This is a genomic window from Vibrio sp. Isolate30 (assembly GCF_022397975.1).
GTDB classification, from domain to species: Bacteria; Pseudomonadota; Gammaproteobacteria; order Enterobacterales; family Vibrionaceae; genus Vibrio; species Vibrio fortis.
The window spans coordinates 589,559-602,222 of the sequence record NZ_JAKEUS010000002.1 but is presented as its reverse complement, the minus strand read 5'-3'; the positions used below and the strand labels follow the sequence as shown (position 1 = coordinate 602,222).

The 12,664-nt window shown below is 44.7% G+C and carries 11 protein-coding genes; all 11 read right to left on the bottom strand.

Annotated features, from left to right (window positions below):
* Positions 1 to 17: 17 nt before the first annotated feature.
* The 11 genes from L1D60_RS09720 to L1D60_RS09670 all read right to left on the bottom strand — a co-directional run bounded on the left by L1D60_RS09720 (position 18) and on the right by L1D60_RS09670 (position 12,372).
* Positions 18 to 1,190, bottom strand: a complete 1,173-nt coding sequence (locus tag L1D60_RS09720) for a glycosyltransferase family 4 protein (RefSeq protein WP_239840895.1) — start codon at positions 1,188 to 1,190, stop codon at positions 18 to 20.
* Between the two features lie 257 nt (positions 1,191 to 1,447).
* A complete protein-coding gene (locus L1D60_RS09715; protein ID WP_239840894.1) occupies positions 1,448 to 2,530 on the bottom strand; it encodes a glycosyltransferase family 4 protein in 1,083 nt (360 codons plus the stop codon).
* Positions 2,511 to 3,998 carry a sigma-54 dependent transcriptional regulator gene (locus L1D60_RS09710; protein ID WP_239840893.1) on the bottom strand — a complete coding sequence of 496 codons (1,488 nt, stop codon included), beginning with the start codon at positions 3,996 to 3,998 and terminating at the stop codon, positions 2,511 to 2,513. Before L1D60_RS09710 ends, L1D60_RS09715 begins: the two co-directional genes overlap by 20 nt.
* Before the next feature lie 101 nt (positions 3,999 to 4,099).
* Positions 4,100 to 4,471, bottom strand: coding sequence for an Hpt domain-containing protein (locus L1D60_RS09705; RefSeq protein WP_239840892.1), 372 nt, complete (start codon positions 4,469 to 4,471; stop codon positions 4,100 to 4,102).
* Between the two features lie 263 nt (positions 4,472 to 4,734).
* Complete coding sequence (locus L1D60_RS09700; protein WP_239840891.1) at positions 4,735 to 5,964, bottom strand: glycine betaine/L-proline ABC transporter ATP-binding protein; 1,230 nt, start codon at positions 5,962 to 5,964, stop codon at positions 4,735 to 4,737.
* On the bottom strand, positions 5,957 to 6,856 hold the full coding sequence (locus L1D60_RS09695; RefSeq protein WP_239840890.1) for a proline/glycine betaine ABC transporter permease: 900 nt from the start codon (positions 6,854 to 6,856) through the stop codon (positions 5,957 to 5,959). Before L1D60_RS09695 ends, L1D60_RS09700 begins: the two co-directional genes overlap by 8 nt.
* Positions 6,857 to 6,982: 126 nt before the next feature.
* Positions 6,983 to 7,972, bottom strand: a complete 990-nt coding sequence (locus L1D60_RS09690; RefSeq protein WP_239840889.1) for an ABC transporter substrate-binding protein — start codon at positions 7,970 to 7,972, stop codon at positions 6,983 to 6,985.
* Between the two features lie 395 nt (positions 7,973 to 8,367).
* Entirely contained in the window at positions 8,368 to 9,057 is a 690-nt protein-coding gene (locus tag L1D60_RS09685) for a chromosome partitioning protein ParA (protein ID WP_239840888.1), read from the bottom strand.
* Complete coding sequence (locus L1D60_RS09680) at positions 9,057 to 11,156, bottom strand: SLBB domain-containing protein (protein WP_239840887.1); 2,100 nt, start codon at positions 11,154 to 11,156, stop codon at positions 9,057 to 9,059. The genes L1D60_RS09685 and L1D60_RS09680 overlap by 1 nt, the downstream gene beginning before the upstream one ends.
* A complete protein-coding gene (locus L1D60_RS09675; protein ID WP_239840886.1) occupies positions 11,153 to 11,986 on the bottom strand; it encodes an OmpA family protein in 834 nt (277 codons plus the stop codon). Before L1D60_RS09675 ends, L1D60_RS09680 begins: the two co-directional genes overlap by 4 nt.
* A gap of 56 nt (positions 11,987 to 12,042) precedes the next feature.
* Complete coding sequence (locus tag L1D60_RS09670) at positions 12,043 to 12,372, bottom strand: STAS domain-containing protein (RefSeq protein WP_239840885.1); 330 nt, start codon at positions 12,370 to 12,372, stop codon at positions 12,043 to 12,045.
* Positions 12,373 to 12,664: the final 292 nt, after the last annotated feature.

The following is a 12,664-nucleotide window of genomic DNA, read 5'->3' as shown; positions in this document are numbered from 1 at the left end:
CTCTCCAACGATTGACGTTAATGAAATGCCCAGCGAACAAGCGGTTTTAAGCCGTTGAATAGGGAAGATGAGCTGTTCTGGTTGATGACCTTGCGGTATAGGTTTTCAAATTGCTTAGTGTTTGCTTCGATGGTGAGTTCCGAGTGTGTTAAGTGATAAAGTTGACTCGCGAGGTCGCCTCGTAAATGCGTATCTGACATAAGTCGGGTCATCTGATGGCACATTTCATCGATAGGATTGCTAGGGTCAAATAAAAGACCGGTGCGATTATGGTGGATAAACTCAGGTATACCGCCAACACGAGGGGCGATGACGGGTAGTCTCGCCAATCCTGCTTCAGCAAGAACTAAACCAAAGGCTTCGTATCTCGCGCCGCTAATAAACGCGTCGACGTTACCGCACAGCCAGTCTGCCACATCTTCTCTTTCTCCAACAAAGTGAACTTTAGACGTTAAGTCCAAGTCGGCTGCTAATGCGATCAGGTTGTCTTTGTCCTCTCCGTCACCAATGACAATCAAGTGCGCATCTTGTTGAGGTTGGATTCGATTCAGAGATTGGAGGATCAAATCAACGCCTTTTCTTACAATCAAAGAGCCAACGGTAATGAAGACGAAGCTTGATTGCGGGATATCTAGCTCTTTTCGTACGTCTTTGTTTGTTGTTCGATGTTGAACGACACCATTGTGAATAACAGACAGCTGGTCTTGGGGATAGCCGTCATCAAGCAAGCATTTACTGACATCGTGACTCACGCAGGCGATATTCGGTGAGAGATGAAGCCCGAGTGTAAAACGGTCTCGTAGTTGATAGTCACTATGAAGTTGAGTCACAACAGGCACGCTACACAGTTTGGCCGCGATACACATCCATTGGCATGGAGCCCCACTGTTGATATGAACAAGGTCAATCTTATGCTGTTTGATGAGGTCAATAGCTTGCTTTAATTGAGCACCCCATTGGTAAAGATTGAATCTTGGAGCATTCCAACCAAACAACAATTGAAAAGGCGTGTGAACGGTAGGTACTGACTGCTGCTTGAAGTGCTCAGCTAACGGTTCGCAATTGCTCCAAACCACAGGTCGAAATTTTGCCTTATTCAAGCTAGCAACTAAATTGATTAAGCACGCTTCGCTACCACGAATCCAGTTATCACCGTAATGCACAAAGAGTATGTTCTTTTTGTTGTTCATGGTTAAGCCTCACTCTCTACCAATTCAAAGACGCTGTCCCGATTAGGGATAACTTGTTTGTATAGAGTGAACATAGCAAGCGGAGTGCCAGTATGGGTTGGTAATTAACTCATTGATTTTATGATGATTTAATTCTAACGGTTAAACGGATGTCAATTTGAGAATCAGTTTGATGGGTAATTTTTTAGATAAAAGATGAATATTCTATTTTGAGAAACAGAATGCCATGGACTTGAGAGAACATTGCAATATGAGAATCAGAGCCCGTAACACTGTAGCAATTGTGGGATAACAGCTTTGGGTGAGTAGGTATGATTAATAGTTTCAATCGCGTTTTGGCTGATGATCGTTCTTTCATTCTGAGAGAGGGATAGCCAACGGTTCGCGCACGCTGTAAGTTCTTCTGGTTGATTGGCGAGATAACCGTTCTCATTATGATTAATAAGTTGGGGCAAATTACCAACGGCGGTCGCAATCACAGGAATGCCGAGTGACATCGCTTCAAGTGCAGACATTGGTAAACCTTCGTAACGAGATGGGATAACAAGCAAGTCTATGCTTTGCCAAACGTGTTTCATGTTTTGCTGATGGCCATGAAAGGTACAGTTATCCGTTTTTAGTAACTCTAACCGTTCACGCTCGGGACCATCACCAAACAGATGAAACTGATGCTTGGGAAATTGGCTAGCCAAATCCAAAAATCGATCGGCAGCTTTCTCATGACTTAAGCGACCGACAAAGCCAAATCGGCATGACTCTGAACAATCATCATGGAAAATCTGGCGTTCTGGCATCGAAACAAAGTTATTGAGCAGTGTTGTTGTACTGGGGATCTTGTCTTTGATCTTGTTACTAACCACAAGCGAATGGCTAGATAGAAAGCCGGTGTAGCGATCGAGTGCATCATATAACCAAACGCGACCTTTTGGCGTTTCCCCCGCGTGATAGGTGGATACTTGGTAAAGTGAAAGGCGAGGGTTGAGCGTTTTGGTGAGCTTACCAATAATGCTGGATTTGTACCCGTGGCAGTGAAGTAGCTTGGGTTGGTAAGTTTCAATAGCTTGCTTGAGCTGTACTAGTGATGGCCCTTGATTGGAAACCAAATCCTGGAGAAAAGAGTAGTTGAGTTTGGTTTGTACTAGACGTTCAATGATCGGTGGTGCTGGCGAGTAACGAGTGAGCAAAACAATGCGCACCATGTACTGATGCGCTTTGAGCCCTTTAGCTAACTCCAATACATGAGTTTCAATCCCCCCAAAAGTTTGGCTGTCGAGCAACAGCCAAATCTCTTGAGGTTCAATCTCGAGTGATTGAGCTGCGTTAGGCTTGGTTGTACTCATCTTCCGCTTCCCACGCCTGCTTCTTACGATAAACGGTAGAAGGGCTAAGCTCTAATAGCACAGCAGCATTTAAGACATTACCGTCACAATGGTTAATTGCATTCTGGATAGCTTCTCGTTCGATCTTCCACATCGGACGAATACTACCATCAGCAGCGGTGAGAGCAGGGCCGCTGGTTTCCACTGGTGTTTCGATTTGCTCTGGAGTTAGTGGCGCAGGTTTGGCGACGGTTTCTGCCACGACCTCTCGAACGGGTTCTACTCGCTTAATCGGAGTCACGACTTTATTGCGACCACCGGTTCCATTAATCGGTGCAGGAATCATCTCTTTGGTCACACTGGTTTCATTATTAAGAACAACAATATTGCGAATTATGTTCTGTAGCTGACGAACATTACCCGGCCATGGATAGTTCTTTAGCAAGACCTGCGCTTCTTTATCGATCGACTTAAACTTCTTGCCATCTTGCTTAGCGTAGATTTTCAGAAAGTGCTTACAAAGCGTGACAATGTCACTGCCTCGCTCACGCAGAGGTGGCATCTCGATAGGGACAACGTGAACACGATAATAGAGGTCTTCTCTAAATCGACCTTCCTCAACTTCTAGCAGCGGGTCTCGGTTGGTTGCACAGATGATTCGCACATCCACTTTGACTTCACGAGTTGCACCCAAGGGAGTAAATGTACCCGTCTGTAAGAATCTTAGGAGCTTCTTCTGCATTTCGAGCTCCATTTCACAAAGCTCGTCGAGAAAGAGAGTACCGCCATGTGCTTGCATCGCCGCACCTTTTCTGTCGGTCGTTGCACCTGTAAACGCCCCTTTAACATGACCAAAGATCTCACTCTCCATCAGGTCTCTAGGGATTGCACCACAGTTAATCGCAACAAACGGTTTGTCTCGACGTTGACTCTCTTTGTGAATGGCTTCTGCACACACTTCTTTACCTGTACCACTCTCGCCATTAATAAATACGCTGGCAGTGGTAGGGGCTACTGAATCGATGGTTTTGTAAACAGCTTGCATCGGTAAGCAAGAACCAATGAATCCTTGGAAAGATTCTCTATCGAACTTACTTTTTATATCTTCAACTAGGTTTTCTAACTTGGCACGCTTAAGGTGCAGTTGTACTGAGGTTTTTAGGCGTTCTGCTTGGATTGGCTTTTCGAGAAAGTCTTCTGCACCACGCTGAATGAGGCTCACAGCAATATCGACCGAACCATGAGCGGTCGCAATAATCACAGCGGTAGGGACTTCATTTTCAGTTATCCAATCCAGTACCTCTTCACCTGACATATCAGGCAATTTCAGGTCGAGAATAACCAGTTGAGGGGTATGACGCTCAATAAATTTTTTAGCTTCCGCCCCTGTTTCGACGTGGAAAATGTCGTAGGGCTCGTCTTTTACATACTGTTTGTATAAAACAGCTAATGAAGTGGAGTCTTCAACCAACAATACCTTAGGGCGCATTGTGTTATTCCTTTTGAATCTTGTCCTAACCAAACGTCAAAAATTACGTTTATCACTAAATTTCGTTTTGTATCTTTTAGTCTAGAGATTGATGTTTTGTTTTAGAAACCAAGCTCTTTTCGGTCTATCAGTGCCTGTATCGAGTCATCTGCAAGTGTGAGTAACTCATCTACACGTGTAAAAGCGAGTTCGGTTTGCTTCTCTAAGCACTGACGTTCAATGTCCCGAGCTAGGGTAGAGAGTGCGCGGTTCCCTAGAGCGAGTGATGTACTGCCTAAAGTGTGTACTTCGAACTCAAGCGCTTCACCATCTTGGGATTCGGCTGCTTTTTTTATAGCATCAATACGTGTTTTAGACTCGGTCACATAGTGATCGATCAAAATAGGGATGACCTCTGCGCTGGTATCTACAATCATTTGCTGTAGAACCGATTCATCAACAAGGGCTTGGCTTTCAGTATTGGTAACTGTCATCGTAAATAGATCCGTCTATTGATTTCGGTGAACACTCGACGGTTACTCAGGGGTAACATCAACGAATAGCATGTAACGCAAATAGATATTTAAGTATTAGACATTTTTTAGAACAATTTCAACTGCTTGAATATGGAAGATCGTAAAAATGCCAAGCAAGGTGGGTTATGGGTGGTATGAGTAACATTGGAACAATAATAAATGCGCCCACTGCCGTTTAATAAACGTACAGCGGGCGATGTTCAGAAGCTGAATACTAGAGCCTAAGAGGCCTTATCAATCACGGGCTTTGGGGCAGTTTCAGTTTCTCCAGGTTCCGCAAAAATGTCAGCGACAGCACTTCGTTCGAGTTCACCTTTCAAGTTGCCTTCTTCGTCAACAACTGGCAATGAGTATTCACAAGACATGGTATCTTGCAGAATCTCTTCGATAACAGCATCCGGGTTGACTGCTGGAACCTCTTCATAGATGTCATCACTAAAGTCACTCACGCTGTTGTCTTCAACGGCATCTTGTAAGCTCTCTTTGGTCACGAGACCTTGATAACCCTCATCTGTAACATGGTAAGCATAATCGTGCTTCAACATCTTCATTTGAGCCAGCGCGCCCTCAATTGTTTCCGAAGTAATGCGATAGAGTGGAGGTTGCATCACTGTTTCAACGGTCAAGGCGCGTGCACGGTTAACGTCTTTAACGAAAGCTTCTACGTAATCATCCGCTGGATGCAAAAGGATTTCATGCGGCGTGCCTTGTTGAACCAGTTCACCGTCTTTCAGGATCGCAATTCGGTCACCAAGTCGCAGCGCTTCGTCTAAATCGTGGGTAATGAAAATAATGGTTTTATGCAGTTTCTCTTGGAGCTCGATAAGCTGATCTTGCATCTCACTACGAATCAATGGGTCGAGAGCTGAGAATGCTTCATCCATCAGAAGGATTTCCGCATTAGTACAGAGCGCTCGTGACAAACCAACTCGCTGTTGCTGCCCACCAGACAACTGAGCAGGGTATTGATTTTCATAGCCCTTAAGGCCAACCGTGTCTAACCACTCAGATGCTTTGGCTAATCGCGTTTCCTTTTTGATACCTTGAACCTCAAGCCCATAAGCCACATTCTCAACCACAGTTCGGTGAGGCATTAACCCAAAGCGTTGGAATACCATCGACATTTTGTGACGACGAAACTCTTCTAACTCTTTGGTGTTGAGGCTCATTACGTCGGTGCCTTCAACGGTGATTTTACCTTCTGTTGGCTCAATCAAGCGATTGAAGTGGCGAATCAATGTCGACTTACCCGAGCCAGATAGACCCATGATAACGAATATCTCACCACGATTGATTTCTAGGTTAATCTCTTTCAGACCCACGGTATGACCCGTATCGGCAAGGATTTGGTCTTTGTTTTGACCACTATGAATACGCTCGATCACCGACTTTGGCTTGGGCCCGAAGACTTTATACAGTCCGCTAATTTCAATCAGAGGCTTATTAGTCATGTTTAAACCCTCCTAAGTGAGCGTTAGTTCGTTTTGCGTACGCCTGTGACGCGCGGTCGAATAAAATAGCTAATGCCACGATAGCGAAACCATTAAGTAGCCCTAAGGTGAAGTATTGGTTGGTAATTGACTTTAATACAGGTTGTCCTAATCCTTTAACACCAATCATAGACGCGATTACCACCATCGACAGTGCCATCATGATGGTCTGGTTAATTCCCGCCATAATGGTTGGCATAGCCAAGGGGAGTTGAACGCCCCAAAGACGTTGCTTTTTATTGGCACCAAACGCGGTCGCCGCTTCAAGTACTTCTTTATCAACTAAACGAATACCTAGGTTGGTTAGACGAATCACAGGTGGGATAGCGTAAATCACAACCGCGATAAGCCCTGGGATCTTGCCGATACCAAGCAGCATGACTACAGGTATCAAATACACGAACGCTGGCATGGTCTGCATAATATCGAGGAGCGGTGTAACCATAGATTGGACGCGATTAGAGCGTGCCATCGCGATTCCAATAGGAATACCCAAACATATCGACACTAAGGTACACACGGTAATGATACTGAGTGTGCGCATTGTGTCTTCCCACATCCCAAAGTAACCAATCAGAAGCAGTGAACCAACACAGCCTAATGCAAGTTTCCACGATCTGCTCGCAGCGTACACAAGAGCGGTACAAACAGCGAGAACTATAAACCAAGGGGTAGAGATCAGGAGTTTTTCAAACCAGACGAGGAAGGAGAGCAGAGGGTCAAAGAAAGATTCAATCATTTCGCCATATTCACGAGAAAAATCGCGGTAGGCGCCGTCTAGTGTTTTCTTAATTGCTCGTAAATCTGAGCGTTCCATTTCAGGAAAACTGGATAACCAGCTATTGTCAGCCATTTTATATCCTTATATTCCGAAGCGGTTGATGAGCTCAACCGCTTCGAATGCTGAATAACATCAAGTATAGCGACGTTATAATGTGTGATTTTATTGCGTTATAAACCCTTATAAGCAATAAACTGTTTACAGCTCTGCTTCCACTTTCTTAGCAACATCTTGAGATACCCAAGGGTGCCAAATGTCTGGATATTCGCTTAAGAAGTGCAGCATCGCTTCTTCACCGTCGGCTTGATTGTCTTCCATCCAAGCTAATAGAGCATTCATCTTGTCGTTAGTGAACCCACGTTTCGTGAAGTAGTCGTAGGCTTCAGGCGCACGACTTGCAAAGCTTTCGGTGGTAATAGTGTGTACTGGAGAAGGCGGGTACATTGTTGCTTTTGGATCTTCACACTCTTCTTGAGTCGTACAATTTACGAACTCGTCTTTATCGACACCACTGCCAAAATCGACTTTGACCATGTCATATTTACCGAGCACCGCTGTTGGTGCCCAGTAATAACCAAACCACGCTTCTTCACGCTCATAAGCTTTGGCGATAGCCCCAGAGAGACCCGCACTAGAGCCTGGATCGACAATGCTAAAGCCACTCTCTTCGAGTGCTAGCGCATTGAAAAGGTTGCCTGCACTGATTTGGCAGTTCCAACCTGCAGGGCAGCTGTAAAATGCGGATGTATCTGGATCTTCCGGATGTTTGAATAATTTGGCGTGTTTACGAACCCCTTCGATGGTCGCAATTTCAGGATATTGGCTCACTAGATATTTAGGTACCCAAAAACCCTCTTCACCGCCGTTTACGAGTGCTTTACCCGCGTAACGGAGTCGTTTTTCCTCAACGCCTTTATCGAGCGCAGTTTTCAAACTGTTGCTCCAAAGTTCAGGGGCTACATCAGGTTGACCTTTTTCAATCATGGAGGTGCCAGTTGGCATGGTGTCGCCGGGAATCAATTCCGCGTCACAACCGTAGCCATGTTCTAGGATAAACCTATCGATATTGGCGATGAGTGTTGCAGAGTTCCAGTTCATGTCGGCGATTGTTACGCTGCCACATTCACCAGCGTTAGCGTTACTGGCTGCGGCGACTAACAAAAACATGGAGCTTAACTTGTATTTCATATTGAGGTTCCTTTCTCATTAAAGTTTGTAACTCGCAGAACAAGAACACAGGAGAGATGTGTTTGATTATGGAGCTACTGTGAGTGGTCTTGATGTGACGAGTCATATCCTTTGGTCGTCCTACGGGCTGGTTCCTATCGAACTACGAAGGAACAGATAAATGCAGCAAGAGTGGTACCCAGTATTTATGACGAATCAACAAAAATTGACCACTTTTTATAAGTTTAGGGAATATCTGGATAAATTCCATGTTTGATCTGATTTGATTCCAGCATTAACTATGTAAGTCACACTATCGAAGATTAGCATGGTGTTTTTGTTGGAATTTTCATTGAAATGTAGTGATTTTCTGCGAAATTAATTGATTTTAAATAAAATCACTACATTTGGTAAGGCTAAATAGGTAGGTTTAAGAACTCATTTTGAGAAAGTTTGTTGCAAAGGTTGGTACGCCACTTTTGTGGAATAAACTTCATTCTGTTTAATTGACGCCCCAACTCTTGAGTGAAACTTGGTGCGTGTTTCATATTCATGATGGCACCAGATAGTAAAATACCATCAGTGGCTAGTAGTTGTTTCGCTTGTGCCAGTTGACTGGTTGTTGTCTCACCATAAGCGAGCACTAGTAGGGTGGAATCACAAGCATTGGCAACAGACTGTGCAGGGATATTACCTTTATTCACTTGCAATAGTGGCGAAGTATCTATTACTACACGGTCGTATTGCGTTAACCATTTGGCAACCGTACTTTTTAGTGTTGTAGGATCTTTAAACGCTAACTGAGTAGACGCTTCGCGCGGAGCTGGTACGCCAACAAATAGTCGCTTAGACTCTTTGTGCTCAATCAACTGGCCTTGCTGTTCAAGATTAACCAGGTCAAGGTCGTGGAATGCAGGGTTGAATAGGTTTAAGTCGACATACAGAGTCGAGTGACCTGCAAGCATACAGCGCTCTGCAAATGCTGAAGCAATAGACGTGACGCCGTCACCACTTTGACAGGCGGTAATACATGTCGAACGGTAGCCATTAAGCTCTGCTGTTAAATAGAGCTTTTCGACTTCGGCTTGTGTGGCTGAAATAGTCATTATAGCGCTCCAATTAATACGATAGTTGTGGTTAGACGTAGAATGTCATCTAGGGTGACGCGAGCTTTCTCAATAAAGCTCTCACTACGATCTGGAATGTAAATTGTGTCACCAGCACGAAGGACGGGTAGGTGGTAAATGTTTGCGGTTTTGCTGAATTTAATCAGGTCAAACGTACGTGCTTGTCCCTGACAACAAGACATATTTACAACGGTTATTTTCTCTAGATATGCGTTTTCAGTTGGACCTGCGGCTTCTGCTAATAGGTCAAGAATCGTCATGTTGTCGTTAAACACGTAACGTCCAGGCTTGTTGACTGCACCCAATACTCGTACCGTTGACTCTTTCGATGTATCTAACCAGTTCTTGTCTTTCTCAGGGATGTAGATCGTATCACCCGTGGTCACGCGAGGTAATATAGACTCGTCACCGGTTTCAAAGTATAGCGATAGGTTTAGTTTGCTTACTTTCGCATAAGGTTTGTCTCTGTGAGTGACACGAATGTTGTGAATGTCAGCGTCTTTGGTTGGGCCATCAGCCGCCGATAAGATATCTAAAAAGTGCATATCTTTGGTGAAACGGTAACGTCCTGGAGCATTTACTTGTCCAAACACATAAATAGACGCGTCTGAGCTTTGACGAACCCACTGAGATTTGTTGTCGGATGGGTCTTGAGGTAAGTCATGGATACGTACAATAGCACCAGCTCGGATGAATGGCAGGTCTTCACGTGGCGCGCCATTTTTGATGTAGGCATCTAAATCGAAAACGGTAAGTTTGCGCCCGTTTACAACTTCAATTTTCGTTGTGTCTGCACGAAGAGTTGGACCGCCAACGTGAGCAAGAAGATCCATAAGATCCATTTCGTCAGACCATTCAATACGCCCTGGGCGAACGACTTCACCTATCACATTCACAGCGCGGTCTGGTGAAATCTTGAGCCAAGACTTCTCATTCATGTCAGTTTTTTCTGGAACAAAGATAGCGTCGCCCGGTTGGATTGCTGGCGGCTTCACTCCACGTAAACCTTCTGTGTAAGCGGTTAAATCGAACTTAAGAACTTGACCACTGGCTTTAATAACACGGATTTGGCGTGACTCTGCAAATCGAGTTGGGCCACCTGCATTAGCGAGGATGTCCATAAAAGTCGCGCCTTTTTTGCCATCGTATGCGCCCGGCTCGGCGACCTCACCCATAACGTAAACGGTATTTGCGCCTGACTTAATCTCCACCTCTTGTTTAGGTACAAAGATTGTTGAACCAGGACGTAATACAGGCAATAGAGATTCATCGCCCGAATCCAAGTACTGTTTTAGGTTGAATAGGGTGGGTGTGTTGTTTGAGATAACTCGGATCTGTTCAACACCCGCGTAACGAGTTACGCCGCCAGAACGCATGATCACATCAACAAGATCGGTATTATCTTTGTAGGCAAAAGAGCCTGGTGCATTTACTTCGCCGAACACTTTGATTGAATTGCGAGAGTCGGCACTGTCACCAGAGTTAGCAAGCTTGGCAGCGTCAAACTCCTGTTCAATGTTGCCGACAAGCGGAGACGCAGGTACGAAGATCGAATCTAGGGATTGTAATTGGGATAACTGAGAATCATCGCCCGAGTCTAGAAAGCGTTTATAGTTAAACTCTTTTCTATCCGCACCACGTTTAAGAATCAATTTGTCCAACTGCGCACCTGGTCTTAAACCGCCAGCCGCGTATAACGCCATTTGAACGCTAGAGCCAAGCGATAACGTATATTCGCCGGGCTGTTCAACATAGCCTTGCACTGAAATTAGGATTTGTTGCTCTTTGATAAATACCGTCGCTGTCGAAAGATCACGATAAGTTGTGCTTAGAGCGTCAATGACCACTTTCTCTAATTGTTGGTTGTCATAGCCAGCAACAAACACAGCGCCCACTTCTGGAAGCGTAATGCGTCCACGTTTATCAACTTGGAACCCTCTGTTCAAGCTCTCTTCACCAGGTACGTTAACTTGAATGAGGTCACCAACTTGAACTGCGCCGCTGAACTCCTCTTCCGCGTGTACAGATGTAAAGATGAAAGCAAAGAAGCACAGAAGCGTAGTGATTAGAGTTTTCATAGCGAATCTCCCATCATTTCAGCATTATCTGGAGAGACAACCTCAATACTCACACGGCGGTTAGTCAGACGAGTGCCTTCAGATTCACCCTCGAACAATGGCACCGTCTCACCAACAGAGACTGCTTTAATGCGAGTTGGGCTTAATCCGAAAATGGTCAGGTAACGCTCTACTTGTTGAGCTCTGCCTAAAGCCAGCTTATCGTTGTATTCTTCAGTACCTGTCGCGTCAGCATGGCCTGTCACGATTAAATCTAGCGTAGGGTGATCTTTTAAGATCGCACTTGCCTCGGCTAGGTGACCCATGTATTTCGGGTTAACTTCCGTGGAGTTACGAGCAAACTGATTATCTACATTGAGTAAGTCGTAAAGCTGTTCGATAACTGACAGTTGCAATCTGAATTGGGATTCGTTTTTGGGCGGTGCACAACGAGCTTGTGAGGTTACGTAGTCTAAACGAGTCTCTAAGTCGTTTAAGCGTTTGCGCTGAATCACTAGATCATTGGCGGCATCAAGAAGAAGGCCACCTTGAAGCTCACGTGCAATGCGGTTTTGCTTTTCTATCGCTTGAACCACCGCTGCAGGGAAACACCAACGCGCACCTTCTTGAATGAGGGAATCTAAATGAAGTTTCGCTAACTGCCAGTCGAATCTCAGACCATGCTCTGGGCCTAGTGGCTCATCGGGCATTACTGGAGAAAAATCGGCGTTTTGATAATTAATTGAGTCATAACTTTCTGCCAAGCCTCCTGTGCCATGTTCTGGATAGCTGCTGCAACCCACAACAAGGGCAGACAGGGGAAGGGCTATGTAGTAATTCCATTTATTCATGCCAACGTCCTTTGAGTTTTTATTATAGTTATGTCTATCTTTAGCTTAGTGGAACTTTATGAATTCGCAGCCTTTTTTGAATTAACAGGGATAGCGTGACCGATGCGAAGCAGATTCATGATTTCCAGTGGTTGACCTGTTACGTTTTCTAAACGCATATTACGTTCGCGTTCCGTTAGGCGCTTGAACATGTAAACAATCGCGCCAACACCTGATGAGTCAAGAAACTGTACTTGACTGAAGTCGATTTCTACTTCTGGATGAAGGTCGTTTGTAATCACATCATCGATGTCTGGTTGTACTTTGCGACTGCCAGAAGCATCTAGGTCGCCAAAAATTGAAAGAGTTAGAGTTGAATTGTTTAGCTCAATTTTACGTAGTTCCATGATGTCTCTCCTTGAAGCTGTTACTTTTCTTTTTTAGTTTTCTCCTACATTGCAGACTCTGTGCCAATTTTATTTATCATTATTTTCAATAGTTTAGCTTTATGCTTTGGTGTTTCTCAGAATAGGAAATGGCGTTTTCTCAATATGAGAATGAAAAAGAGTGGGCTTCATGGGGGCAACAACACATACAAAATGAAAATGAAACGACGGTAATTATAGTTTTGGTGAGTGTGTCGCATCAGAACCATTCAGGCAGTGAAAGTTAATGCAGGGGGTTCTTAAATTGGAGAAG

What these genes read in the sequence shown, in the direction of transcription:
- L1D60_RS09690 (WP_239840889.1), bottom strand. Translation starts at nt 7,972, where the DNA reads ATGAAATACAAGTTAAGCTCCATGTTTTTGTTAGTCGCCGCAGCCAGT.
- L1D60_RS09695 (WP_239840890.1), bottom strand. Translation starts at nt 6,856, where the DNA reads ATGGCTGACAATAGCTGGTTATCCAGTTTTCCTGAAATGGAACGCTCA.
- L1D60_RS09670 (WP_239840885.1), bottom strand. Translation starts at nt 12,372, where the DNA reads ATGGAACTACGTAAAATTGAGCTAAACAATTCAACTCTAACTCTTTCA.
- L1D60_RS09720 (WP_239840895.1), bottom strand. Translation starts at nt 1,190, where the DNA reads ATGAACAACAAAAAGAACATACTCTTTGTGCATTACGGTGATAACTGG.
- L1D60_RS09710 (WP_239840893.1), bottom strand. Translation starts at nt 3,998, where the DNA reads ATGCGCCCTAAGGTATTGTTGGTTGAAGACTCCACTTCATTAGCTGTT.
- L1D60_RS09705 (WP_239840892.1), bottom strand. Translation starts at nt 4,471, where the DNA reads ATGACAGTTACCAATACTGAAAGCCAAGCCCTTGTTGATGAATCGGTT.
- L1D60_RS09715 (WP_239840894.1), bottom strand. Translation starts at nt 2,530, where the DNA reads ATGAGTACAACCAAGCCTAACGCAGCTCAATCACTCGAGATTGAACCT.
- L1D60_RS09680 (WP_239840887.1), bottom strand. Translation starts at nt 11,156, where the DNA reads ATGAAAACTCTAATCACTACGCTTCTGTGCTTCTTTGCTTTCATCTTT.
- L1D60_RS09685 (WP_239840888.1), bottom strand. Translation starts at nt 9,057, where the DNA reads ATGACTATTTCAGCCACACAAGCCGAAGTCGAAAAGCTCTATTTAACA.
- L1D60_RS09700 (WP_239840891.1), bottom strand. Translation starts at nt 5,964, where the DNA reads ATGACTAATAAGCCTCTGATTGAAATTAGCGGACTGTATAAAGTCTTC.
- L1D60_RS09675 (WP_239840886.1), bottom strand. Translation starts at nt 11,986, where the DNA reads ATGAATAAATGGAATTACTACATAGCCCTTCCCCTGTCTGCCCTTGTT.